A 25,229-nucleotide genomic window follows, 5' to 3' on the forward strand; every position below is an offset into this window, starting at 1 on the left:
GTCACGGCCGGTCCAGCGCGGACTCGACCGCGTGCAGGGCCGCTTCGTAGCTGCGCAGCAGGGTGCGGCCGTGTTCGACGACCTGGCGGGCGGCCTCTTCGGGGTTCTCCTCGCCATGGGCCGCGCTGATGCGAACGCCGGTCCAGGAGTGGGAGACCAGCTCCACGGCGCGGCCCGCCTCGGCGAGACGGAAGCGGCCCAGGCGCCGGGCTGCCTCGGCGAGGAACCGGGCGTGCAGCCCGGCCTCGGCCTGCGCGGGCCAGCCGATGCGGTACGTCCGCAGCAGCGGGGCCGCGCCATCGGCGGCGACGGCGCCGGGCAGGGCGTCGAAGTAGGCGGCGAGGGCCGGCAGGCCGTCCCCCTCCGCGCCGCGCAGCGACTCGACGTTGGTCTTGAGCGCGGTGCGCAGCCATGACCAGGTCGGTTCCGGCTGCGGCCCCTCGAGGCGGACCTCCAGCCAGCGCCTGGCGGGCCCGGACCCGGCGAAGAAGGGATCGCTGCCGTCGTCCGGGTTGGCGGAGGAGCGGCTGCGCTCGAGGACCTCGCGGGGCAGCGGCCCTCGGTAGGCGGGCGGCATCGGGTCGAGGACCCGGTAGGTGCGGGTGTCCGGGTCGTACCCGGTCACCATCAGGAGGTGTCCGGCGTGCACGTCGTGGTAGGCCGGGCGGAACGGCAGATGGTAGTTGTCCACCGAGACGATGGGGACGACTCCGTCGGCGAGTGCGGCGGCCACCTGGTCGTGGGCCTCGGCGTCGTCACCGGGCCGGTGCCACCGCAGGGTCAGCGGGTGGTAGATCCCGAAGGAGGAGGCCAGGTCGTCCCCCGCGGGGTGGAAGAACTCGACGGGCTCGCAGTCCTCGGGCACGGCCCGCAGCCGCCAGCCGCTGCCGAGAGCCTGGAGCGGGTCCCAGCCGCCGAGCCGCAGCACGTGCACCAGGTCGACCTGGAGGCAGCTGCAGAGGTCGTCGTACCAGGCAGGGGAGGAGGTCACGGGCACCGCGCCCGCGTACGGGCCGGTGGGGGTGATGCTGACGGGGCCTTGGATGCCCTCTGTGACGGGGCCTGGAGTGCCCAGGACGGTCATCGGACTCCCTCCACGGTGATGGCGAAGAGGTGCAGGGCGGCGTTGTCGGGCAGCCGCACACTGCGCAGGGGTTCCCGGCGTACGGCCGGGACGCGCACCGACCAGACCTGACCGCCGAGATCGTGCTGGATGTGGTGCGGATAGTGCATGCCGGCCGAGCGGGCCGCGAGCACCTCGCCGAAGTGCCCGGTGGCGGGCCAGAAGTCGGAGACGCGGATCCACTCGGGGTCCACGGCTCCGGAGGCGTAGTGCAGATGAACGGTCTCCTCGCAGCGCCGCTCGGAGGTGACGAGCAGGTGCAGCCAGTCGGCGGCGGTGCCGTCCGGAAGGTGCACGAGCTGGCCGGTGCAGCGCACGTTGTCGGGCGCGACGCCGTCGGGCGCGGAGACGTCGAACTCGACGCCGGAGACCCGGATCCGGCCGGTGGGCAGGGTGCCGATGGGCAGGCTGTTGCCCCATACGTTGAGCCGGCCGTTGCCCAAGGTGTCCGGACCGGTGAAGGCGACGTTGTTGAACAGTTCGGTGAGTCGCAGCGGCAGTTGTATGTGCTCCCTCGCCTCCCTGTTTCTCGCGCCGGTCGGTTCGATGACTTGAAGAGTCACTTCGGTCCCCCTCCACGCACAGAGTGATGCTGACCCCTGAAGTCTACATAGAGTCTCGCTTGACTTTGAAGAGTCTGTAGCTTTTAGATTGAGTCAGTCGCCCGGAGCGGGCAAGATACTTCAAGACTCGATATGGAGTGTGTGATGTCTCTGGACACCATGACCGAACGAGCGGCCTGCCCCGACTGCGGTGCGGGCGTCGATCTGGCCGCGGACACCGAGGTCACCGAGATCGTCGTGTGCACCGGCTGCGCAGTGGAACTGGAGGTCGTCGCGGTGGGGCCCGTCACTCTCGCGCTGGCCCCCGAGATCGAAGAGGACTGGGGTGAGTGACCTGAGCAGGACCGGGGCGGAGGCCGGTACCGGTGGCGGCCGGCCTGTCGCGCTGATCGCCTCCCGGGTGCGCTTCGAGGAGAAGCTGCTGCTCGAAGCGTTCCGGAGGCGCGGCGTGGCGGTCGACGTGATCGACGACCGGACGCTCAGCTACCGGGTCGGCGACCCGGCACCGGCGTGGCGGGTGGCGTGCAACCGCTCCCTCGCCGGCACCCGGCGCCTCGAAGTGAGCCGTATGTGCGAGGCGTTCGGCATTCCGGTGGTCAACTCGGCGTCGACCGTGGCCGTCTGCGACAGCAAGATCCACTGCACGCTGGTTCTGCACGCCGCGGGCCTCCCCGTCCCGGCCACGGCCGTGGCCCTCACCCCGGCCGCTGGTGAGGAGGCGCTGCGCCGGGTCGGGCTGCCCGCGGTGGTCAAGCCCGTCAACGGCTCCTGGGGCCGGGGACTGTGCAAGATCAACGACGCCGACGCCGCCGAGGGCGTACTCGCTCTCAAGGAGTCCCTCCCCTCACCGCAGCAACAGCTCATCTACGCCCAGGAGTTCGTCCGCACGCCCCAGCGCGACATCCGGGTCGTCGTCGCGGGCGACCGCGCCGTGACCGCCGTCCACCGGACGGGAGAGCACTGGATCGGCAACGTCGCACGGGGCGCCCGCACCAGCCGCTGCCCGCTCACCCCCGAGCTCGAGGACCTCGCCCTGCGGGCCGCCAAGGCCGTCGGCGGCGGACTGCTCGGGGTCGACCTGCTGGAGAGCGACGACGGGCGGCTGCTCGTCAACGAGGTCAACAGCGGCGTCGAGTTCCGGGGCGCGGCGGTCGGCGACGAGGCCACCGCCCTCGCCATCGCCGAGGCCTTCGCCGACCACGTGCTGAGCGAGGCCCCGCTGAGCAAGGCCCTGCTGAGCAAGGCCCTGCTGAGCGAGGCCCTCACCGCCGGACCCGTACCGAGTCAGGAGAGCGACAACCCATGAGAGCCAGCATCCTCGGGGGCGCCGGCTACGTCGGAGGCGAACTGGCCCGGCTGCTGCTCGGCCACCCCACCTTCGACCTGGTCCAGGCGACGTCCCGGCGCCACACCGGCAAGCCCCTGCACACCGCCCACCCCAACCTCCGGGGCACGGACGAGCTCGCCTTCACCGACCCCGCTCGCCTTGAGCGCGTCGACGTCCTGTTCAGCGCACTGCCGCACGGTGAGTTCGCCGCCCGGCTCGACGAACTGAGCGAGCGGGCCGAGCTCCTGGTCGACCTCAGCCCCGACTTCCGGATCCACGACCCCGAGGCGGCCCGGCGGCACTACGGCGCGGGCTCCTCCGCCCGAGCCGCGGGCGCCACCGCGTTCGTCCCCGGCCTTCCCGAGCTCTACCGCGACCGGCTGCGGACCGCGGACCGGATCGCGGTGCCCGGCTGCATGGCGACCGCGGCCATCCTCGCCCTGCGCCCCCTCGCGGACGCGGCACTCGTGGACGGCGACGTCCTGGTCGACGCCCGCACCGGCTCCAGCGGCTCAGGCAACACCCCCGGCCTCGCCGGTCACCACCCCGAACGGGCCTCCGCCCTGCGCGTCTACGGGCCCGTCGGCCACCGCCACGAGCCGGAGATCACCCAGCACACCGGCGTACGCGCCCGGATGACCGTCACGGCCGTACCCGCCGTGCGCGGCGTCCAGGTCGTCGCCCAGGTCCGCCCGGGCCGTGCCGTCACCCGCACCGAGGTCTGGGCCGCCTACCGGAAGGCGTACACCGACGAGCCGTTCGTACGGCTCGTCGCGCAGCGCCAGGGCCTGCACCGACTGCCGGAGCCGCGGATGCTGCTCGGCTCCAACCACTGCGACATCGGCTTCGACCTCGACGACGACCGGATCGTCGCGGTCGCGGCACTCGACAACCTCGTCAAGGGCGCGGCAGGCGGAGCCGTACAGAGCGCCAATCTCGCCGCCGGTCTGCCGGAGCGGTCCGGGCTGGCATTCCCCGGCCTGCACCCCATGTGAACCGGCCCATGTGAACGACCCGACGTGAACCACTCCATGTGAAGGGAGGGACAGGATGACACTCGTAGTGAAACTGGGCAGTGACATCGACAGGGACGCCGTCCTCGACGACATCGCCGCGCTCACCGCGCAGGGCACGCGTGTCGTGCTCGTCCACGGCGGCGGAGCGGAGGCCGACCGGCTGAGCGGTCAGCTCGGCCGCACCGTGGAACACCTGCGGTCCGCCGACGGCACCAGCGCCCGGCGCACCGACGCGGCGGCGCTCGACGCGCTGACCATGGCCCTGCTCGGGCGGGTGAAGCCCGCTCTGCTGAGCGGACTGCGCCGACGCGGCATCGCCGCCACCGGGCTGTCCGGCGCGGACGGCGGCACGCTGACCGCGGTACGCAAGACCGCGCTGCGCGTGTACGACGGCGGCGGCCGGGTGCGGATCGTCCGCGACGACCTCAGCGGCCGCGTCGACCGCGTCGACCCCGGCCTGCTGCGCACCCTGCTCGCCACGGGCGAACTGCCGGTGCTGTCACCGCCCGCCGCGACCGAGGACGGCACGCTGCTCAACGTCGACGCCGACCGCGCCGCGGCCGCCGTCGCCACCGCCCTGGACGCCACCGCCCTCGTCCTGCTCACCCGCGCCCCCGGCGTCCTGGGCGACCCCGACAGCCCCGACACCGTGCTCCCCGACCTGGAGGTGGGCCCGGCCGTGGAACTCCCGCCGTCCGTACGCGGCCGGATGCGCCACAAACTGCGCGCCGCGGCGGACGCACTGGCCGGCGGCGTGGACCTGGTCGCCGTCGCCCCCGGCCACGGCCCGGCTCCCGTCCGCGCGGCGCTGCACTCCCACGCCGGCACCCGCCTGCGCCTCCCCGTCACCACCTACCGGAGACCCGCGTGACCACCCCCGAGCCCTGCGTCCCCGTCACCCACGGCGCGGACCACGCCGCCCGCGCGCCGCGGACCCGCCCGCGCGTACCGCGCCGGGGCCCGGGAGGCCATGAGAGGAGGGGGACCGCGTGAACGGGGGCGACGACTATCCGGCGCGGCTGCTGCGCGGACTCGTGGGGATTCCGTCCGTCTCCGGACGGGAGCAGCGGGCCTCCGCGTACCTGGTCGGGCAGATGGAACGGCTCGGCATGCGGGCCAGGGTCGACGCCGTCGGCAATGCCGTCGGGGAGATCGGCGCCGCCGACGGGCCCACCGTGCTGCTCCTCGGACACATCGACACCGTCCCCGGCGACATCGCGGTCTGCCAGGTCGGTGATCTGCTCTACGGCCGCGGCACGGTCGACGCCAAGGGACCGCTCGCCGCCATGACCTGCGCCGCCGTCCGCGCCGCAGCCGCGGAGCCGCGGCTGCGGGTCATCGTGGCGGGCGCCGTCGGTGAGGAGGTGCCCGGCTCACGGGGCGCGCGGCACCTCCTGCGTACCCTGCCCGCGCCCGACGCCGTCGTCATCGGCGAGCCCAGCGGCTGGGACGGGGTGTGCCTCGGCTACAAGGGCCGGGTCGGCGTCGAGTACGAGGTCAGCCGCCCGCCCATGCACACCTCCAGCCCCGAGGAGACCGCCGTCGAGGCGGCCGCCGCGTTCTGGCGGGGGGTCGACGCCTACATGCGCCGGGCCTCCGGCCCGCACGAGGGCGTGTCCTTCGACGCGGCCGCCGCCACGCTGGTGCGGCTCGACGGCGACATCCGGGACGCCGCCGCGTCCATCACCTGCCGGGTACCGGCCGGGTTCGACTTCGACGACTTCCAGCGGTTCGTCGACGACACGGCCGTGCACGCCGCGGCGCGCCTGGACGAACGCGTCCCGGCCGTACGCCGTGGCGTCTCCGACCCGGTGGCCCGCGCCCTGCGCAACGCGATCCGGCTGCACGGCGGACGCCCGGTGCTGCGTCTGAAGGCCGGCACCTCGGACATGAACGTCATCGAACACCAGTGGCCGGTCCCGATGGTCGCCTACGGCCCGGGCGACGCCCACCTCGACCACACCGACGACGAACACATCGACCTCGGCGACCTCCACCGGTCCGTCGCCGTCCTGACCCGGGCACTGACCGATCTGGCCGGCGTACTGCGCCGCACACCGGCCACCACCCTCATCCACGCCTAGCGGACATCCACGCCGAGCGGACCGAATGCGAAGGAGCGCGTCGCCATGGGGCGAGCCGACAACAAGACCGTCATGATCACCGGTGCGGCCCGTGCCCTGGGCCGCTCGCACGCCCTGCTGTTCGCCGAGGAGGGGGCGGACCTGGTGCTCGTCGACCTCGGCCGCGAGAGCGGAGGGCCGTACGCGATGCCGGGCCGCAAGCTTCTGGAGGAGACGGCGCGCGACTGCCGCCGCCTCGGCAGCCGGGTGGTCACCGCGGTCGCCGACGTCCGGGACCAGACACAGGTCGACGCGGCCGTGGCCGCCGGAATCGACGAGTTCGGATCCATCGACGTCCTCGTCAACAACGCCGGACTGCTCGCCCCCGGCGGCGTCATGTCGCACGAACTCTCCGAGGAGGACTGGCAGCTCGTCATCGACGTCAACCTCAACGGCACCTGGCGCTGCGCCCGCGCCGTGCTCCCGCACATGGCCGAGCGGCGCAGCGGCGCCATCGTGAACACCGCCTCCACCGGAGGGCTCGTCGCCTTCGAGATGTTCTCCAGCTACGTCGCCTCCAAGCACGCGGTCGTCGGCCTGACCAAGGCACTGGCCCTGGAGTACGGACGGCTCGGTATCCGCGTCAACGCCGTCTGCCCGACCACCGTCGAGGCCGACCCGGCGCTGCGTACGGAGAGCACCGCGGCCGTCGCCGCGTCCATCGGCAGCTCGCTGGAGGACTACGAGCGCAGCTCCGCCTCGTACCACGCACTGCGCCGCCTGGTCACCGCCCGGGAGGTGTCCGAAGCCGTCCTCTGGCTCGCCGCCGACACCGCCGGCGGCGTCACCGGAACCTGCCTCGTCGTCGACGGCGGCTTCACCGCCCGCTGACCGCTGCCCCCGCACCCACCTCGAAGACCCGGTTCACCCGATGGAGTCCGCCATGACAGACCTGGCCCTGACACTGGACGACGACGTCGCGCGACGGCTCGCCGCCCTCGATCCGCGACGACGTGACCTTGCCCTCCGGCTGCTCGCCGAGGGCGCCGGGGAGGGCCCGCCGCAGGAGCGGGGGATCGGGCGGCGGCCCGCCGGAGCCGCCGGGCTGGCGCTCTCCTACGAGCAGGAACGTCTCTGGTTCATGGACCGACTGGTGCCGTTCCGCGAGGTCTTCCACGTGCCGACGGCTCTTCGGCTGCACGGGCCGCTCGACCCCGACGCCCTGCGCCGCGCCCTGCAGCGCACCGCGCAGCGGCACGAGGCGCTGCGGACCGTGTTCACCGAGACTCCGCAGGGCCCCGTGCAGACCGTGCTCGACCAGGTCCACATCCCGATGACCGTCGACGACCTGACCGAGCACCCCGACGCCCGCCGGCAGGCGGAACAACGCGCCGCCGACGCCGTCCTCGAACCCTTCGACCTGGAGCGCGGGCCGCTCCTGCGCGTCCGCCTCTACCGCACCGCCGCGCAGGAGTGGCTGCTGCTGATCGTGCAGCACCACATCGTCTCCGACTACTGGTCCCTCGGCATCCTGCTCAACGAGATCGGCGCCCTGTACGCCTCGGAGCGCGACGGCACCCCCGCCCCCGCCGCCCCGTCCCTCCACTACCCGGACTTCGCGCACTGGCAGCGGGAGACGCTCACCGGCGAGAACCTGCAGCGCGAACTGGACTTCTGGCGGGACACCCTGGCCGACGCCCCCGAACTCCTCGAACTGCCCCTCGACCGCCCCCGCACCGCGGAGCGCCGCACCCGCGGCCGCTTCCACCCGGTCCGCTTCGCCCCCGCCCTCACCCGCTCCGTACGCGACCTCGCCGGCGCCGAGGGAGCCACCCTCCACCAGGCCTTCCTCGCCGGTTACTTCGCCGCGTTGTCCCGGCACATACGCCAGGACGACATCGTGGTCGGCGTCCCCGTCGCCGGACGCAGCCGCCCCGAAGTGCAGTCGATGATCGGGTACTTCCTCAACTGGCTGCCCATCCGCGTCCAGGTCGGCGACCGCCCCTCGTTCCGCGAGCTGCTGCGTCGGGTCACCCAGGCGTCGAACGAGGCCTTCGCCCACCAGGACCTGCCGTTCGAGATGCTGGTGCAGGCCCTCAACACCCGCCGCAGCCCCGGCTCCACGCCCGTCTTCCAGACCTCCTTCAGCCTGCGCGACGCCCCGCCCGTGCCACCGGCCATACCGGGCACCACCGTGGAGTACGCCGACCTCGGCGGCGGCGCGACGCACTACGACATGATGGCCGAGCTGTGGGCCGAGGACGGCACCGTCACCGGGTATCTCCCGTACAACGACGAGCTGTTCGACGACAGCACCCTCGGATCGTTCTTCGACCGGATGCACCGCCTGCTCGAAGACGCCGTCCGGCGCCCCGACACCCCCGTCGCCGACCTCGACCTCCTCGGCGCCCAGGAACGCGTCCGACTCCTCGGCACGCCCGCCGTCCCACCGGCCGGCGCCGACACCACCCTCCACGAGCGGTTCGCCGCCACAGCGGCGAAGTACGCCACCCGCACCGCCGTCACCTTCGAGGACGAACAGCAGGACTACGCGGCCCTGGACCGCCGCTCCAACCGCTTCGCCCACGCGCTGCGCGCCCTCGGCGCGGGCCCCGGCCGTAACGTCGGCGTCCACCTCGACCGGTGCGCCGACCTGCCGGCCGCCCTCCTCGGCGTGCTCAAGACCGGTGCCGCGTACGTCCCCGTCGACGCCGACAACCCGCCCGAGCGCACCGCCGTCCAGTTCGCCGACGCGAGCTGCGCCGCCGTCGTCACCACCTCCGACCTGGCGGCCCGCTACCCCGACTCCGCCCCGCCCGTCCTGCTGCTCGATGAAGGCCCCGACGAGAGCGGCGACCCCCTCGCCGCCTTCCCCGACACACCCGTGGCCGCCCCCGCGGTGAACTCCGGCGCACCGGCGTACATCATCTACACCTCCGGCTCCACCGGCGTACCCAAGGGCGTCGTCGTCAGCCACGCCAACGCGCTGCGTCTCTTCACCTCCGCCGAGGAGCACTTCGACTTCGGCCCCGACGACGTCTGGACGATGTTCCACTCCCATGCGTTCGACTTCTCCGTCTGGGAGCTGTGGGGCGCCCTGCTGCACGGCGGCCGGCTCGTCGTCGTACCGCACTGGGTGACCCGCGCCGCCGACGAGTTCGCCGCACTCCTCGCCGAGGAACGCGTCACCGTCCTCAACCAGACGCCGTCCTCCTTCGCCCAGGTCAGCCGGATCGTCCTGGAGCGAAGGCCGGAACTCGCCCTGAGGTGCGTGGTGTTCGGCGGCGAGGCCCTCGACCCGACCGCCCTCACCGACTGGTTCGCCGCGTACGGTGACAGCACGCCGCTCCTCGTCAACATGTACGGCATCACCGAGACCACCGTCCATGTCACCCACCGGCGCATCACCGCGGCCGACGCGGCCGGGATCGACTCGGTCATCGGCGACCCCCTGCGCGACCTCGCTCTGTACGTCCTCGACGAGGGCCTGAACCCCGTTCCGCCCGGCGTCCCGGGGGAGCTCTTCGTCGGCGGGGCCGGCGTGGCCCTCGGCTACCTCGGCCGGCCCGACCTCACCGCCGACCGGATGCTCCCCGACCCCTTCGGCACCGAACCCGGCGCCCGGATGTACCGCAGCGGCGACCTCGCCCGGCGGCTGCCCGGCGGTGAACTGTGCTACCTCGGACGCGCCGACGGCCAGGTCAAGATCCGCGGCCACCGGATCGAACTCGGCGAGATCCGCTCGGCCCTCCTCGCGCTCCCCGACATCGTCGACGCCGTCGTCGTCACCCGGGCCGACACCACCGGCAGCGAGCGGCTGATCGCCTACGTCGTCCCGGCCGAAGGGGCGGAGGTCACCGGCCGCGAGCTGCGCAGGGCCCTCGGCCGCGGGCTGCCCGAGTGGATGGTCCCCACCGTCTACGAGACCCTGGACGCGATCCCCCTCACCCGCAACGGCAAGGTCGACCGGCGCGCCCTGCCCGAACCCGGAGCCGGCCCCGACGCCCGGGCCCGGGTCCATGTGCCGCCGGAGACCGACACCGAGAAGGCGCTCGCCGCCATCTGGCAGGAACTCCTCGGTGTACCCCAAGTCGGCCTGGACGACGACTTCTTCCACATCGGCGGGCACTCCCTGATGGTCGTTCAGCTGGTCTCCCGCATCCGCGAACGGCTCGGCCGCGAGGTGCCCATCGCCGGTCTCTTCCAGCACCCAGGCCTGCGCGAGATGGCCACCGAGATCGACACGGGCATCGGCTCCTACGCGGCGGGCGCCGGACTGGCCGCGGACAGCGAGACCGCCCTCGCCGGGATGAGCGAGGCCGAGATCGACGCGATGCTCGCCGCGCTCGACGACGAGTGAGTCCCGGACCACACGACCACGGACCAAGGAGAACCCCCGAGATGCACCCCGTACACGAGCAGTTGCCGCTCACCCCTGTCCAGGCCCAGCTCTGGTTCGCCGAGACCATGGAGGCGGGCCGGACGCTCTACACCGAGTCCGGCGGGCTGCGGCTGACCGGCCCCGTCGACCGCGAGGCGCTGGGCCGGGCGCTGCTCGCCGCCGTCGCGCGCCACGAGGCGCTGCGCACGGTGGTCCCCGCGTCGGACGGCATTCCGGTGATGCGGGTGCTGCCTCCGCCCGACAAGGCCCCGCTGACGTTCGCCAGTGTGCTCGGCATCCCGCCCGAGCACCGGGAGGAGGCCACGCGGGCCGCGGCCACCGACTTCGTGGAGCGGCCCGTCGACCTCGCCGAGGGCCCGCTGCTGCGAGCCATGCTCATCGACGCCGACGACGGGACGTCGGTGTTCGTCCTCGCCTGCCACCACGTGGTGTGCGACGCCGCCTCCGCCGCTCTCGTCCTCGACGAGATCGTCCGCGACTACGAGGCGTTCACCGAGGGGCGGATCTCCGCCGTCCCCGAACCCGCCCTGCAGTTCGGCGACTTCGCCGTCTGGGAGCGCGACACCCGCGACACGGTCGAGAGCGCGGAGCTGGCCCACTGGCAGCAGACCCTGCTGAACGTGCCGGACGTCCTCGACCTGCGTGCGGGCCGCCCACGACCCGCGCGGAAGGGCACCACGGGCGCCCGTGTGGAGTTCCACCTCGGCGACGACCTCGCCGACCGGCTGCTCGCCCTCGCCAGGAGGCACCGTACCTCCGGCTACGTCACGGCGCTCGCCGCCTTCGCCGGGCTCGTCGCCCGCCGCACCGGCCGCGACGACTTCCTCCTCGGCACCATGGTCCCGGGCCGGGACCTGCCCGAACTCGAGCAGGTCGTCGGCCAGTTCGCCAACACCGTACCCGTCCGTCTGGACGCCTCCGCGGACCCCGGCTTCGAGGAGCTCATCGGCCGCACCGGCCGTGCCGTCTCCGCCGCGGCCGGCAACGGCCGGATCAGCCTCGGCCGGATCGTCGAGACCGTACTCCCCGGCGGCGGCCGCTCCGACAGCCGCAACGCCCTCCTCCAGCACCTCTTCCTGCCCCGCATCTCCCCTGTGTCCACGCCACGCTTCGGTGCCGCGGCCGCCGAGCCCTTCGAGGTGGACCGCACCCGCGGCCGACTCGACACCATCACCGAGATCGATCTGGGCCCCGGCCGGCTGCGCGCCTGGGTCGAGTACGACACCGAGCTGTTCACCGCGGACGAGATCGCCCTCCTCTTCACCGAGTACGCGGCCGTGCTGCGCGCCTGGTCCGAGGACCCCGGCCTTCGGCTCTCCGCCCTCCCCGTCACCGCCGTCGAACTCCCCGACGAGGACGACACTCACCGGGACGAGGAGGAGACCGGCCGGGTGCCGGAGGCCGACTCCGTGCTGCTCTCCCTGATCCGCGAGGTCTGGGCGCAGGAGCTGGACGTGCCGGACGTCGGCCCGGACGACGACTTCTTCGTCATGGGCGGACACTCCATGCTGTCCGCGAAGCTCGTCGGCCGGATCGGCGAGACCTTCGCGATACGACTGCCCCTGCGCACCCTCTTCGAGAACCCCACACCCGCGCTGCTGACCGCCGAGATCCAGCGCATGTACCCGGAGATCGACGAACTCGTCCGCAGCGTCGCCCAGTTGACCGACAGCCTGGCCGACACGGAGCCCGCACCGGACGACGCCCGGACGGCTGCCCCACAGCCTCCCGTCGCCGACACCGAGCGGCTCGTCCCGCTCGCCGCCTCCCAGCTCCAGATCTGGCTGTCCGAGCAGAAGAACCCCGGAACACTCACCCACACCGTGCCGATGCTCCTCACCCTGCACGGCCCGCTCGACACCGCCGCGCTCCAAGGAGCGGTCGCGGACGTCGTGGCCCGGCAGGAGGCCCTGCGCAGCACCTTCGTCGAGGTCGACGCCGAACCCCGCCAGCGCATCGTGCCGCAGCTGGACGTGCCCGTCCCGCTGATCGACCTGTCCGGAACGGAATCGCAGGAGGAACGTGCCCGGGAAGCCGCCCGGCTGCGCGAGGAGACCGCCCACACCCCCCTCGACCTGGAGCGCGGCCCGCTGCTGCAGGTCCGCCTGGTCCGGCTGGGCGAGGAGGAGCACGTACTGCACCTGCTGTTCCACCACCTTGTCACCGACGAGGTGTCGATGACGCTGTTCATGCAGGAGCTGTCCGAGTTCTACCGGGCCCGCGTCGAAGGACGCGCCCACCGGCTGCCGCCGCTCACCACCGGGATCGCCGACCTCGTCGCGGACGAGCGCGCCATGCTCGCCGGACCGGAGGGCGAACGCCTGCGCCGCTACTGGGTGCGGCGGCTGACCGGAGCCCGCGAACTGCACCTCGACACCGACCGGCCGCGGACTGTGGACATCGGTCAGGTGGGGGAGTTCCTCCAGGGCTGGGCACCCGGGGAACTGTTCTCCGGCATGTCGGAAGCGGCCAGGAACCGGCAGACCACGGTCTTCACGGTGTTCCTCACCGCCGTCCTCACCGTGCTGCACCGGCTCAGCGGCGAGAACGACATCGTGATCGGCGTCCCCTGCGAGAACCGCACCCAGCCCGGCGCCGACCGGCTCATGGGCTGCTTCCTCAACGTGCTGCCCTTGCGCGTCGACTGCTCGGGAGACCCGTCGTTCGCCGACTTCCAGCGACGCGTCAGCGACCAGCTCCTCGACGCGTACGACCACCAGCGGCTCCCCATCGCCGACATGGTGGACGCCCTGCGGCCGGAACGATCGGGAAGCCGGCAGCCCCTGTTCCAGGTCACCTGCGAACTCCAGCTGGCCATGTGGATGCCGCTGGACCTGCCGGACATCACGGCGGAGTACGAACTCGTCTCGCACGGCACCGCCCGCTACGAGATGTCCTTCCACGGCCAGGCCCGGCCCGACCGCCTGAGCGTGGCCCTCGAACTCAACACCGGTCTGTGGCACCGAGAGACGGGACTCGCACGCATCGAGGACGTCCTGACAGTGCTGCGGCAGGCGACGGCCGAGGACGGCGGCAGCACCCCGCTGTCGGCCTTCATGCCGGGCCGACCCCTGGCCCGCTGACCGCCCAGGTCCGAGACGGGCGGCCCCGCGTCACCGCGCTGGGGCCGCCGGAGGACCCGAAAACGGCGGCGGGGAGGAAGCGGCGATCCCGCGTCCTCCCCGCCGCCGTTCACTCCGGGGCGAGCTTCAGACCGTCCGTACCGACATCGCGTACGACCGGCCGTTGCACGCCTCCAGGTGCCCGATCTCGGCCTCGAGCGCATCCTTCGGCACCTTGGGGCTCTCGGAGAACAACTGCACGTCCACGGCCCCGTCGGTGATCTCCCACACCCCGGCGACCCGTCCCTGGTACACCACGACGGGCGTGATCCAGCCGGACGTACGGCTCACCGCCTTGCGCCGCTCCGCCCGCAGAATGCGCGTGTCGGAGGTGCCCGGCCCCAGCACGTACTGGTCGAACCCGGCCAGCAGCCGTACGTCCTTCGACGGCTTGGCCGCCGCCAGCGCGTCCACGTCCTCGGCACGCATGTAGCACGCCGTCCCGTCCACCTCCACCTTCGCCAGCTCCTCGCCGAGCGAGGCGAACCAGCCGCGCACCGCGGCCTTGCGGTGCGCGTTGCGCGTCAGCCAGGCATCGAAGGTCTCCGGTGTCGCCGGCCCGTGCGCCCCCAGGTACGCGGGGATCACGGTGCGGGCCGCCTCCTCCGGCTCGATCGTCCCGGACCAGCCAGGCACCCGGTCGCGCGGCGAGGCGAAGGTGATGCGGTTGCCCTGGTTCGGGCCGTGACACAGCTTCCCCGTCCAGGCCAGCGGCTTGAGCACCGTCCCCCAGCCGGACGTCAGCTGCGCCTCGAGGGAGGCGAACCTGCCCTGGGCGACCAGGGCATCGGTGAGCTCCTGGCGGGTGAGAGTCCGGCCGGCGAGGATGTCGTCGACGGCCTCGCCGAGGGCCGTCATCTGCGTCGGCGTGACCCCGAACGTCCGCTGCCAGGCGGGCTTCTCCCAGGTCCGTGCCGCCGCCATCAGCGACAGATAGGCCGCCATGTGCTCGGCCGCCACGAGATGCAGCGTGCCCCGCATGACCCAGGTCTTGACCACCTCGCGCGTGTCGAGCGCCTTCTCCACGGCGTCGGCCTTCGGTTTCAGCTGCCGGGTGGCGAGGGCGAGCTCCGCGGACGAGGCCACCTGTGCCTGCACCCCCGCGAGCTCCCGCACCAGCCGCGCGACAGAAGACGTCCGCCGCGGGGCAAGGCTCTGCTGCCGCAGCCGCCAGGCGAGTACCTGGTCCTGAGTCACCTGCATGAGCGCTCCTCGGTATAGGTCGCAGATCGCCTGCCATCCTGCCCGAAGGCCATGCCGGAACGCGTCCCATCCGCTGGAGAACGGCTGGAGTCCCGCCGCCTCAGGGGGTGGCCAGGACGGGGGTGTCGAACGGGTCGTGATGGATGCGGTCCGGCGACGTGCCGCCGTCCGTGAGGGTCTGCCTGGCTGACGTGACCATCGGGGCCGGACCACTGAGGAAGACGTCGTGCTGGTACCACGGTCCGTACTCGGCCAGGACCTCCGGCAGGGACCCCCGGATCCCGGGGATGTACTCGTCGGAGACCGCACCCCTGACCGTCAGCCAGTGATGCCGCTGGGCCATGCGCAGCATGTCGTCCACCCCGTACAGCTCGGCACCGGTGCGGGCGCCGAGGAAGAGGTTCACCTCGTGCCGGCCGCCGCGTCGAGCGACCTCTTCGATGAGCGCGCGGATGGGGGCGAGGCCGGTACCGCCGGCCACGCACAGCAAGTCGCTGTGGATGGCGGCGTCCAGCACCATGTCGCCCATCGGCGCGCCCAGGTGGACGACGTCGCCCACCGCGGCCCGGTGCACCAGAGCGTTGCTGACCGAGCCACCGGGCACGGCCCGTACGTGGAAGGTGAGGGTGCCGTCCTCGCGGGGTGCGTTGGCGGGGGAGTAATAGCGCCACTGCTTGGGATACCAGGGGGTCTCGATACTGGCGTACTGACCGGCGGCATGCTCGTAGGGCAGGTGGGGCTGCAGGGTGACCTCGGCGATGCCGGGCCCGCGGGGGACGAGGTGCACGATCGTGGCGGGCCAGACGGCAGGCCGTTCCTCCGCGTCCTGCTCGGCAGCGCTGATCATGACGTCGGCGACGGTTCCGTACGCCTTGGTCCACGCGGCGGCGATCTCCTCGGTCCAGGCGGGACCGGCGTAGCGGGCCAGTGAGGCGAGGAGGCATTCGCCCACGGCGGGGAAGTGTGCCCGGAGCGCACCGAATTTGCGATGGTCACGCCCGAGATGTCCGCAGAAGCGGACCAGGTTCTCCGGATCGTCGACCAGATCGACGATGCGCAGCAGCGCGCGCAACAGGCGGCCACGCTGGGTGTCCATCCCCGGCGGGAACATCGGCCGTACCTCGGGATGGCGGGTGAAGAGGATCGCGTAGAAATACACCGTCATGTCTGCGGCGAGTGGCTCGACCACCGAGACGGAGGCGCGTATCAGCTCGATCTCGTGGGCCGACAACGGCGCCTCGGCGACCTCTGGCGGGGCGACGGGCTCGGCCGGGGTGGGTGCCGGATCCTCCGGGTACGGGACCGCGGGCGTGTCGCCTGGGCGTCTGATCCGGAATCTCAAGGGACCAGAGCTCCGCCGCCCGGTATTCGAGACGGTCGGAAGCGGGCGGAACGCAGGGTGGCCGCGGCGACGGAGCGACGCCCCAGGTGGGCACTGCGGGCGGGGATTGCACGGGCAGGCATGGGTCCTCGAGACGGGGCGGGAGCATCGAAGCGGACTGAGCAGCTCCGGACGGTACCCGATCACTTGGGTGACTCAGAAGTAGCCTTCGCGAGGGCAACGCGGCCGGCCGCGGCGGCAGCGGTCGCTGTGGCCTTCGCCCCGCTCTAGCGTGGAAGGAGGGGTATCGGTTGCGCTGTACCGAGAGGAGTGGTCGCCATGGCGGGCCGGAGCCGGAGCGAGGTCGAGGCGGAGATCAAGGAAACGTTGGGTCTCGTGCCGCATTTCTTCTCCCGAATCCCCGATGACCTGCTGGACGCCGAGTGGGAGATCTTCAAGAAGATCGAGCTCGGGGAGACGCTCATCCCGAACAAGTACAAGGAACTGATCGGGATCGCGTTGCACTCGGAGACGAAGTGCCGTTACTGCACGCTCTTCCACACCGAGGCCGCGAAGCTGTTCGGGGCCACCGACGAGGAGATCCAGGAAGCCGTCCACTACGCGAAGAACAGCCTCGGCTGGAGCGCCTACCTCAACGGCATTCGCGAGGACTACGACGGCTTCGCTCAGGAACTCGGTCAGATCAAGGACTACCTGGCGTCGAAGGGATGACCATGCAACTCGAGTGGGCCCGGCCAGGCGTCCTGCGCGCGACCGCGCACGCCCTCGAGTTCGCGGCCCTGGTCGCCGCCGCACGGTACGTGGCCGAGTCCGCTCCCTCCGATCTCCCCGAGGAGGCGCTGGAAGAGCTCAGACGAGTCCTCGACGACTACGACACCCAGGCGCGGCGTCTGCATGAAGCCCCGCCCCGCCCTGGCGGCGCCTAGGGCCTGTCCGGCGGATCATGGCCGGGGCCGCGTCGCCCGCCCGAGGCGGTCGGCCAGTCGGCGGGCGGCCGGCCGCGGTCTGCGGGAGCGGGGGGCGGACCAGTTGTTGCTGCGCGATCTCGCCAGGGAGGTCGGCGTCAGTCATGCCGCGCCGGCACTTTCCGGACCGCCAGGCCCTGCTCGACGCCCTGGCCGAGGGCGGGTTCGCCCAGCTGGACTCGGTACTGCGCACCGCTCTGGCGGGCGCGGACGACTTCCATGCGCGCGCACGGGCCGCCATGACGGCCTACACCCGCTTCGCCACCGAGAACCCGGCCCTGCTGGAGCTGATGTACACCAGCAAGCACCGGCCGGGTGCGACCGCGATCGTCAAGGCTGCCGAAGCGCCGTTCGCGCTGTTGAGCGTTGGAGACCGCGGCCGAACAGTTCCTGCGCGGTGCCCGCCCGCTGTCGTAGGAGGACACGCGCCGTGACGGGGCCCCGGACTCAGCCGACGTGGACGCGGGGGCGGCGGTCCCGGTCGGGCTCCGCCTCCCGCAGCACCTCGCGGGTGACGGGGGCGACCTCGCCCTGGCCGAGGAGGAAGAAGCGGAGGAAGTTGGCGAACGGGTTGCCCTCGGTCCACTCGAAGTAGACGTGGGGGCGGGTGCCGGTGGTGTCGCGGGCGTAGAGGAGCAGGGCGGCCAACGCGTTGGGGACGGAGGAGGACTCGACGGTCAGCACGCGGTAGCGGTCGTGCATGACCTCGCCGCGGACGGTCAGACCGGCCTCGAACTCGGAGGGATCGGTGACCGTGACCTCGATGAAGACGAAGTCCTCGGTGGTCGGCAAGTCGTTGTCGGTGCGGATCTGCTCGATCTTCTCGCGGTATTCGGCGACGTCCCGCTGGTCCGGCTCGTTCGCGATGAACCGAGGCGTGCGGTGGGAGATGTCGCGGATGAACCGCTCCGCCATGTCGTCGAGTTCGACATGCGTGACGCGCAGCTCGAACGCGCGGCCGAGCCGGGAGAGGAGCGAGATCAGGATGATGCCGGCGATGAAGCAGGCACCGATCTTCACACCGTCGGGACGCTCGATGACGTTCACGACGGTCGTGTAGAGGAACACGACAGAGATGACGCCGAAGCCGATGGTCCAGCCGCGCTGGCCGGCCTTGCGCGCCGCGATCGTCACCGCGATGGCCGCCGAGCAGATCAGGACCAGGACACCGGTCGCGTACGCCCCGCCCTGCGCGTCCACGTCGGCGTCGAAGATCCACGTCACCAGGAACCCGACCAGGGTGAAGACGATGACCATGGGTCGCACGGCACGGGCCCAGTGCGGGGCCATGCCGTACTTCGGCAGGTAGCGGGGCATGAGGTTGAGCAGACCCGCCATCGCGGAGGCGCCCGCGAACCAAAGGATGAGGATGGTCGAGACGTCGTAGACGGTGCCGAAGGTGTTGCCGAGGTACTCGTGCGCGAGGTAGGCGAGCGCGCGGCCGTTGGCGTCACCGCCGGGCTCGAACTCCTCGTGGGGGATGAGGACGGTGGTGATGAAGCTGGTGGTGATCAGGAAGACGCTCATGATCAGCGCAGCGGTCGTGAGCAGCTTCTTCGTGCCCCGAATGCGTCCGGCGGGCTTCTCCTCCGTGTCGCCCGGCTCGCCCTCGACGTGCGGCATGACCGCCACGCCGGTCTCGAACCCGGACAGGCCGAGCGCGAGCTTCGGGAAGACGAGCAGGGCGACACCGATCATGGCGAAGACGTTGCCGTGCTCGGTCGTGAGGGCGGCGGTCCAGTCCGTGACCACGTGGCCCTCGGTCGCGACGTGCCACAGGCCGGTCACGACGACGACCGCGTTGAGCGCGAGGTAGACGGCGACGAGGGCGACGGCGACGCCGATCGCCTCCAGGAAGCCCTTGAGGAACACCGCGCCGAGGAGCGCGATCAGGACCATGGTGATCAGGACCTGCTTGTCGTGCAGGGCCGATTCCAGATGAGGGTTCTCCACCAGGTGGGTGGAGGCGTCGGCGGCCGACAGGGTGATGGTGATCAGGAAGTCGGTCGCCGCGAAGCCCAGCAGGGTCAGGACGAACAGCTTGCCCTTCCAGAAGGACAGCAGCCGCGACAGCATCGCGATCGAGCCCTCGCCGCGCGGGCTCTCCTCGGCCACCCGCCGGTACACCGGCAGCGCACCCGCCAGCGTCACGATCACCAGCACGATCGTCGCCACGGGGGAGAGCAGCCCGGCGGCCAGGGCCGCGATACCGGGCTGGTAGCCGAGGGTGGAGAAGTAGTCGACACCGGTCAGACACATCACCCGCCACCAGCGCTGCCCCTTGTGCACGGGCTCCAGCTCCGGCTTCGGGACGGACGGCCGGCCCTTGCCCATGTCGGAAAGACCCTCCAGCATCCACGCGCGCAGTCGGCTGGTGCGCGTTGTGGTCGTGGTCGCCATCGGGTGTCCCTCGGTGCTGGTAGGGGTCTGCTTTCGGCCGTCATGCGGACAGCCGAGCAAGCCTAAGCAGAGGGCGGGTCACCAGCCCGGGGTCACGCGTCAGGAAAGCGTCAAGATCCCCCTCCTGGCCGTCGAGTGCGTCACACCGGGCGCGGCGCTCCTGGGCCACTGCCGGACGACCACGTCGCCCGGCGCGTACTAGTCCAGGCCGGACACCTTGAAGACGGAGCGGGTCGTCTCTGTCTCGATGTGCTGGGTGAGTCGAGCGAGTCCGGCGGTTCCGCGGTCCAGGGTGCCGCGCTCCCGGGCGATCCGTGCGTCGGCTTCGAGTCGAAGCCACAGCGCCGGGTTCGAGACGAGGACGCGCAGGTCGACCTCGGCCCGTACGCCGTCCGTGTCCGTCAGGACCACGCGTTGTGCGATGCCGACCGGCCAGTCGACCGCCGTGAGCCGGTCGGTCCTTACCGTCCTGGTGACCCACAGTCCCTGGACCGTGAGGCGGCCCGGTCCGGCGCTGACCCGCACGGGCAGCAGGATCACCAGCAGGGCTGCCGCCAGGGTGATCCACCCTGCCGTACGAAGCAGGGTCAGGCCGTGCGCGCCCGCGTCGATGAGCAGCGATGCCCCGAGCAGGAGGGCGGCGCACCCGATCGCGTACCGGGCCTCCCCGGGCCATCCCACGTCGTACAGGGTGTCGTGGGGCGCTCCCGTCGGGGGTCGCGGAGTACAGGACGGCTGCATGACACCGACGCTAGGCTCTCCGCCCGTCCGGGCATCGGAGTGGCAACGGGGTGTTTACGCCGCCGCCCGCAGATTTGACGCGCTGCTGACGCCGACGGGTCCGGTCGTGTGATGGACGTACTCGCGGACCAGGCGGAAGCCGGCCGTCCAGGCGATCAGTCGGCTTGCGCGGTTGTCGCGGGAACAACTCCAGGTGGCGGTCCGGCCGCGGGCGGCGATGTCGGAGGTCAGGCCCTGGACGCAGGCGAGGGCGAGATGCTGTCGCCGCTCACCGGGGTCGGTGGCGCAGGCCACGTCCTCGTACCGGGTCCCGGCGAAGCGCGAGCAGGCCACGGCGAGCACACGGCTCTTACGGAATGCCGCCCAGCCGTGCCCCGAGTCGGCGAGGGCCGCGGGACCATCCCAGGTGGCGTGGATCCACGCCATCGCGGGGTCGGCCGCGGCGATGGCCGGGCCGTCCTCGGGGCGGAGCCGGCGCACCGTCACCCCGCGCGGTACACGCGGCGGTACCCCGGCCGCACGGTGGATGTAGAGCATGCGGTCCCAGGGGTGGAGGCGATCGAACGCGGCGCCGAGGAGCGGCAGGAAGCGGTCCGGGGCCTCGACACAGTGACCTGCCAGCGGGGCGAGCGCGGCCGGAATGAGGGCGGTGGGGTCGCCGGCCACGAGGGCGTGGTCGCCGCACGTGACCGCGACCACGCGGGGGCGTTCCGCGCGGTCGGTCCACCACGTGCCGTGGCCGGTGGCGAGTACGTGCTCGGCGAGGGTCGCGGTGCCGGGCGCGCCGGAGGGGAAGGCACGGGCGGCGGCCGGCGGCTGCTGGGCGGGGTGCGGGATCACAGGAACCTCCGGGAAGGGGAAGGGGGGCGGCCCGGGGCTCGGGCCGCCCCCCCCAGTGGGTCAGCGCTGGCCGGCCTTGCGGCCGTGGTTCGCCTTCTTCTTGCGGCGGGCCTTCTTCTTGCGTGCGCGCTTGGACATGAGTGGTGCGGTTCCTTTCAGGCGCTGTGGCCGACGAGGAGGTCGGCGAGCTTGGTGAGGCGCCTGACCGTGCGCTTCTCCAGGGCGGCAGGGGCGGGGGCGACGCGCTGGTCGCGGTCGTAGTAGGCGCCGTTGACGATCTCGACGGCCGGGTCGCAGAGCCGTACGAGATGGGCCGCGCCCTCGGCCGGGGCGACGCCCTCGTGGGCGTACAACGGCAGGAGGCTGGTGGCGCAGATGCCGGGGTGGACGGAGACGGCCGTGACGCGCGGGTCGGCGGCGAAGACCGTGAGTGCCAGCTGGGACTGGGCGTAGGCGGCGAGCCGGGAGTAACGACGGGTGCGGTTGGGGTCGCTCCACTGGATCGAGCCGGTCCGGTGGAGCGCGGAGGAGACGTTGACGACCCGACCTCCCTGCCCGCTGGTCAGGGCGGGTTCGAGCAGGTCGGTGAGGAGGTAGTGGGCGAGGAAGTTGACCTGGAAGGCGATCTCGTTGCCGTCGGCGGAGACGGTGTGCCGCTCCGGGGCCGCCATGCCCGCGTTGTTCACCAGCACGTCGAGGTGCGGGTGCTCCGCCAGGACCCGGGCGGCCAGCTGCTCGACCTCCTCGAGCCGGGAGAAGTCCGCCCCGTGCGCGCAGAGCCGGTCGGCGGGCACGTCGGGCAGGGTGACGAGCCGGTCGACGGCGGCGTGCGCTTCCTCGGTGGTGCGGCCGTGCAGCAGGACCGTGGCGCCGCGCTCGGCGAGCAACCGCGCGGTCTGGTGGCCGATGCCGGTCGTCGCTCCGGTGACGAGAACGGTGCGTCCGGACAGGGAAGAAGACATGGTTCGTCCAGGGAGAGGTGAAGTGGTACGTGAAAGGGGCGCCGGACCGGTACGGTCACGGCGCCCCGAGGACGGCGGAGTGCACGTCAGCGCGAGGCGGACGGCTCCGGACAGCGGGGCGCGCGACACGGCATCGCCTGATGAGGCGGCCGGTCGAGCAGGAGCCACGCGCTGTTCATGTCGTCCATCGAACCCCGCCCCGCATTCGCGGACAAGCTCGGCGGGCTTTCTCTGACGCCGCCCTGACGGATGTTCACCCCAGGCCGGGGACCGTGGAGACGAGGAGGTCGATCAGCTTGATGCCGACGAACGGCAGGACGAGGCCCCCGAGCCCGTACACGGTCAGGTTGCGGCGCAGCAGGTCGTGCGCGGACGCCGGGGTGTAGCGCACGCCGCGCAGCGCCAGGGGGATCAGGGCGACGATGATCAGGGCGTTGAAGATGATCGCCGAGGTGATGGCCGAGGTCGGGCTGTGCAGTCCCATGATGTTCAGCGCTTCGAGCCCCGGATACGCGCCCGTGAACATCGCCGGGATGATCGCGAAGTACTTCGCCACGTCGTTCGTGATCGAGAAGGTCGTCAACGCGCCGCGTGTGATGAGGAGTTGCTTGCCGATCTCGACGATCTCGATGAGCTTGGTCGGATTGGAGTCGAGGTCGACCATGTTGCCGGCCTCCTTCGCGGCCGAGGTGCCCGTGTTCATCGCGACGCCCACATCGGCCTGGGCGAGGGCGGGCGCGTCGTTGGTGCCGTCGCCCGTCATCGCGACCAGCTTGCCGCCTTCCTGCTCGCGTGTGATGAGGGCGAGCTTGTCCTCGGGAGTGGCCTCGGCGAGGAAGTCGTCGACGCCCGCCTCCTGAGCGATCGCCCGCGCGGTCAGCGGGTTGTCGCCGGTCACCATGACCGTTCGGATGCCCATGCGGCGCAGCTCGGCGAACCGCTCCCGGATCCCCTCCTTCACCACGTCCTTGAGATGGACGATGCCGAGGACCCGGGGGCCGTCCGCGTCGTGGACGGCGACGAGCAGCGGCGTACCACCCGCGTCCGCGATCGCGTCGGACCAGGTGCGGGCCTCGGCCGGCACCGTACCCCCGTACATCTCCACCCAGGCGACGACCTGCGCCGTGGCTCCCTTGCGGATGTGGCAGGCGCCGCCGTCCCAGCGCAGGTCGATGCCGCTCATCCGGGTCTGCGCGCTGAACTCCACGAACCGGGGGTTCGCCAACTCGCCCTCGGCCGGGGCGCTCAGCCCGTACTGCTTCGTCGCGAGGGCGATCACCGATCGGCCCTCGGGGGTCTCGTCGGCGAGCGAGGAGAGCTGGGCGGCGTCGGCGAGGAGCGGTTCCTCCACTCCGGGGAGCGGGATGAAGACGGCGGCCTCGCGGTTGCCGAGGGTGATGGTGCCGGTCTTGTCGAGGAGCAGGGTGTTCACGTCACCGGCCGCCTCGACGGCCCGGCCGGACATGGCGAGGACGTTGCGCTGCACGAGCCGGTCCATCCCGGCGATGCCGATCGCCGAGAGCAGCGCTCCGATCGTCGTGGGGATGAGGGTGACGAGCAGCGCGACGAGCACGGTCGTCGACGGGGCGGCGCCGGCGAACCCGGCCATCGGCTCGAGGGCGACGACGACCAGGACGAAGACGACGGTCAGGGCGGCGAGCAGGATGTTGAGGGCGATCTCGTTCGGGGTCTTCTGGCGTTGCGCGCCCTCGATCAGGGCGATCATCCGGTCCATGAAGGAGTGACCGGGCCGAGAGGTGACCCGTACGACGATCCGGTCGGACAGGACCGTTGTTCCGCCCGTGACTCCGGAGCGGTCGCCGCCCGCCTCACGGATCACCGGCGCGGACTCGCCGGTCACCGCGGACTCGTCGACGGAGGCGATCCCGTCGACGACGTCGCCGTCCGCCGGGATCAGCTCGCCGGCCTCGACGAGCACGAAGTCGAACTGCCTCAGGTCGGTCGCCGCGACGGCCTCCGTCGCGGCCCGGTCGACATCCACGCCGTACCGCCAGTGGCGCAGGCGTAGAGCGACCGTGTCCGTACGCGCCCTGCGCAGCGACTCGGCCTGCGCGCGGCCCCGGCCCTCGGCGACGGCCTCCGCGAGGTTCGCGAAGACCACGGTCAGCCAGAGCCAGACGCTGATGGTCCAGGTGAACACGGACGGGTCGAGCAGGGCGGAGAGCGTGGTGAGCAACGAGCCGACGCCCACCACGAACAGCACCGGTTTTCGGACGAGCGCGCGGGGATGCAGCTTGCGCAGCGCGTCCGGGAAGGACTTCACCATCTGCACCGGGTCGAGCAGGCCGCCCTGCACCGACCGTCGGCGGTGGCGCCGGAATCGGGGGGCCGGGTGGCGGGGCGGAGCGGGCGGTGCGGCAGGCGAGGGGGCCTGTCGGGGCGCGGCGGAATGCATCGCGGAGACCTTCTGGGAAGCCCGGCCGTCCGCACGGCGGAGGCCGGAGGAGGAACGGCTGGGGGCACCTCCCGGGACGAAGTCCCAGGGGGAGGGCCGCCGCCCCACGGCCCGTCGGTGCGCGGGACATGTGTCCCGGCGCCCACGAGCGCGGCTGTGGACGGACAGCGCGATCGCGGTGCGAGGGCGCGGACGCCGGATGGGAGGGGCGGTCCGCGCCCTCGCGGGCCGTGAACGGTCAGGCCACTGACGTCCACGGTCCGGTGAGCGACCGAAGGCGAATCTAGACGCTCGACGGCCGGATGACGGCAGGGAGACCACCGCTTTGACGAGCCTCTGACGAGGCGTCGCATCGTGTCGTCAAGGAGCCGTCAAAGCGGATTGATGAAGCGTCAGGAGAGCGTCAGGACAGTGCCCACGAAGCTCGTCGACGGGTCGGAGCGTGGCGGTCCCGGCCCGCGGCAATTCCTCCGGGCTTGTGAACCGCCCGTACAGGACGCGTCAAGGCATCGCCAGAATCTCCCGCCCGCGCGACAGGGCGACATCAAGGTGGGGGAGTGGCCGTTCCGCGCCCGCTTTCGTGGGGCACGGCCACCGCGCCGCCGCATCCGCTCGTATTCCAAGGGGAGTTGATCGTCCATGAGCGTCGAGAACGTCGTCGGTCTCGTCGTCGCCCTGAGCATCGTCGGCTATCTGGTGGCCGCACTCATCCGCCCGGAGAAGTTCTGAACCCCGACGGACGCC

Annotated in this window: 21 protein-coding genes; 12 read left to right on the forward strand and 9 right to left on the reverse strand. The window is 72.0% G+C overall.

Annotated elements, in window-relative coordinates; genetic code table 11:
• Nucleotide 1 precedes the first annotated feature (1 nt).
• Together ACFV9D_RS35360 and ACFV9D_RS35365 are read right to left on the reverse strand one after the other, a co-directional pair.
• The gene (locus ACFV9D_RS35360) at nt 2-1,084 is read right to left on the reverse strand and encodes a BtrH N-terminal domain-containing protein (protein ID WP_385155859.1); all 1,083 of its coding nucleotides are present in this window, start codon (nt 1,082-1,084) and stop codon (nt 2-4) included.
• The gene (locus ACFV9D_RS35365; protein ID WP_385155862.1) at nt 1,081-1,686 is read right to left on the reverse strand and encodes a hypothetical protein; all 606 of its coding nucleotides are present in this window, start codon (nt 1,684-1,686) and stop codon (nt 1,081-1,083) included. Before ACFV9D_RS35365 ends, ACFV9D_RS35360 begins: the two co-directional genes overlap by 4 nt.
• 144 nt (nt 1,687-1,830) lie before the next feature.
• Here ACFV9D_RS35365 and lysW point away from each other — a divergent pair, with 144 nt between their 5' ends.
• The 8 genes from lysW to ACFV9D_RS35405 all read left to right on the forward strand — a co-directional run bounded on the left by lysW (nt 1,831) and on the right by ACFV9D_RS35405 (nt 13,577).
• Nucleotides 1,831-2,019 carry a lysine biosynthesis protein LysW gene (lysW, locus tag ACFV9D_RS35370; protein ID WP_385155865.1) on the forward strand — a complete coding sequence of 63 codons (189 nt, stop codon included), beginning with the start codon at nt 1,831-1,833 and terminating at the stop codon, nt 2,017-2,019.
• Nucleotides 2,012-2,992: a RimK family alpha-L-glutamate ligase gene (locus tag ACFV9D_RS35375; RefSeq protein ID WP_385155868.1), complete on the forward strand. Its 981-nt coding sequence runs from the start codon at nt 2,012-2,014 to the stop codon at nt 2,990-2,992. Before lysW ends, ACFV9D_RS35375 begins: the two co-directional genes overlap by 8 nt.
• Complete coding sequence (gene argC, locus ACFV9D_RS35380) at nt 2,989-4,008, forward strand: N-acetyl-gamma-glutamyl-phosphate reductase (protein WP_385155871.1); 1,020 nt, start codon at nt 2,989-2,991, stop codon at nt 4,006-4,008. The genes ACFV9D_RS35375 and argC overlap by 4 nt, the downstream gene beginning before the upstream one ends.
• A 55-nt stretch (nt 4,009-4,063) precedes the next feature.
• Nucleotides 4,064-4,900, forward strand: coding sequence for an acetylglutamate kinase (gene argB / locus ACFV9D_RS35385; RefSeq protein ID WP_385155874.1), 837 nt, complete (start codon nt 4,064-4,066; stop codon nt 4,898-4,900).
• A gap of 118 nt (nt 4,901-5,018) precedes the next feature.
• Nucleotides 5,019-6,113 carry a [LysW]-lysine hydrolase gene (locus ACFV9D_RS35390; protein WP_385155877.1) on the forward strand — a complete coding sequence of 365 codons (1,095 nt, stop codon included), beginning with the start codon at nt 5,019-5,021 and terminating at the stop codon, nt 6,111-6,113.
• A gap of 45 nt (nt 6,114-6,158) precedes the next feature.
• Nucleotides 6,159-6,983, forward strand: a complete 825-nt coding sequence (locus ACFV9D_RS35395) for an SDR family oxidoreductase (protein ID WP_385155880.1) — start codon at nt 6,159-6,161, stop codon at nt 6,981-6,983.
• Between the two features lie 52 nt (nt 6,984-7,035).
• Nucleotides 7,036-10,452, forward strand: coding sequence for an amino acid adenylation domain-containing protein (locus tag ACFV9D_RS35400; RefSeq protein ID WP_385155883.1), 3,417 nt, complete (start codon nt 7,036-7,038; stop codon nt 10,450-10,452).
• Nucleotides 10,453-10,493: 41 nt separating this feature from the next.
• Complete coding sequence (locus ACFV9D_RS35405) at nt 10,494-13,577, forward strand: condensation domain-containing protein (protein WP_385155886.1); 3,084 nt, start codon at nt 10,494-10,496, stop codon at nt 13,575-13,577.
• Nucleotides 13,578-13,703: 126 nt separating this feature from the next.
• Here the strand turns inward: ACFV9D_RS35405 and ACFV9D_RS35410 are convergent, their stop codons facing one another.
• Nucleotides 13,704-14,819 carry a winged helix DNA-binding domain-containing protein gene (locus ACFV9D_RS35410; protein ID WP_385155889.1) on the reverse strand — a complete coding sequence of 372 codons (1,116 nt, stop codon included), beginning with the start codon at nt 14,817-14,819 and terminating at the stop codon, nt 13,704-13,706.
• 100 nt (nt 14,820-14,919) lie between these two features.
• Nucleotides 14,920-16,161 (reverse strand): globin domain-containing protein, encoded by a 1,242-nt coding sequence (locus ACFV9D_RS35415; protein WP_385155892.1) that lies wholly within the window; start codon nt 16,159-16,161, stop codon nt 14,920-14,922.
• 318 nt (nt 16,162-16,479) lie between these two features.
• On the opposite strand from ACFV9D_RS35415, the gene ACFV9D_RS35420 reads away from it, so the two are divergent.
• From ACFV9D_RS35420 to ACFV9D_RS35430, 3 genes are all read left to right on the forward strand, one after another.
• Entirely contained in the window at nt 16,480-16,872 is a 393-nt protein-coding gene (locus tag ACFV9D_RS35420; protein WP_385155895.1) for a carboxymuconolactone decarboxylase family protein, read from the forward strand.
• Nucleotides 16,873-16,874: 2 nt separating this feature from the next.
• Nucleotides 16,875-17,087 (forward strand): hypothetical protein, encoded by a 213-nt coding sequence (locus tag ACFV9D_RS35425; protein WP_385155898.1) that lies wholly within the window; start codon nt 16,875-16,877, stop codon nt 17,085-17,087.
• Nucleotides 17,088-17,230: 143 nt separating this feature from the next.
• On the forward strand, nt 17,231-17,560 hold the full coding sequence (locus ACFV9D_RS35430) for a hypothetical protein (RefSeq protein WP_385155901.1): 330 nt from the start codon (nt 17,231-17,233) through the stop codon (nt 17,558-17,560).
• A 13-nt stretch (nt 17,561-17,573) separates the two neighbouring features.
• On the opposite strand, the gene ACFV9D_RS35435 is transcribed toward ACFV9D_RS35430, so the two are convergent.
• The 5 genes from ACFV9D_RS35435 to kdpB all read right to left on the reverse strand — a co-directional run bounded on the left by ACFV9D_RS35435 (nt 17,574) and on the right by kdpB (nt 24,485).
• Nucleotides 17,574-19,526, reverse strand: a complete 1,953-nt coding sequence (locus ACFV9D_RS35435; RefSeq protein ID WP_385155904.1) for an amino acid transporter — start codon at nt 19,524-19,526, stop codon at nt 17,574-17,576.
• A 198-nt stretch (nt 19,527-19,724) separates the two neighbouring features.
• Complete coding sequence (locus ACFV9D_RS35440; RefSeq protein ID WP_385155907.1) at nt 19,725-20,207, reverse strand: hypothetical protein; 483 nt, start codon at nt 20,205-20,207, stop codon at nt 19,725-19,727.
• A gap of 114 nt (nt 20,208-20,321) precedes the next feature.
• Nucleotides 20,322-21,107, reverse strand: coding sequence for a GNAT family N-acetyltransferase (locus tag ACFV9D_RS35445; RefSeq protein ID WP_385155910.1), 786 nt, complete (start codon nt 21,105-21,107; stop codon nt 20,322-20,324).
• Nucleotides 21,108-21,262: 155 nt separating this feature from the next.
• A complete protein-coding gene (locus ACFV9D_RS35450) occupies nt 21,263-22,069 on the reverse strand; it encodes an SDR family NAD(P)-dependent oxidoreductase (RefSeq protein ID WP_385155913.1) in 807 nt (268 codons plus the stop codon).
• 253 nt (nt 22,070-22,322) lie between these two features.
• Nucleotides 22,323-24,485 (reverse strand): potassium-transporting ATPase subunit KdpB, encoded by a 2,163-nt coding sequence (gene kdpB, locus ACFV9D_RS35455; RefSeq protein ID WP_385155916.1) that lies wholly within the window; start codon nt 24,483-24,485, stop codon nt 22,323-22,325.
• Between the two features lie 639 nt (nt 24,486-25,124).
• Between kdpB and kdpF the strand changes: the two genes are divergently transcribed.
• The gene (gene kdpF, locus ACFV9D_RS35460; RefSeq protein ID WP_385155937.1) at nt 25,125-25,214 is read left to right on the forward strand and encodes a K(+)-transporting ATPase subunit F; all 90 of its coding nucleotides are present in this window, start codon (nt 25,125-25,127) and stop codon (nt 25,212-25,214) included.
• Nucleotides 25,215-25,229 lie beyond the last annotated feature (15 nt).

It is taken from the genome of Streptomyces sp. NPDC059875 (assembly GCF_042731085.1).
Lineage (GTDB): Bacteria > Actinomycetota > Actinomycetes > Streptomycetales > Streptomycetaceae > Streptomyces.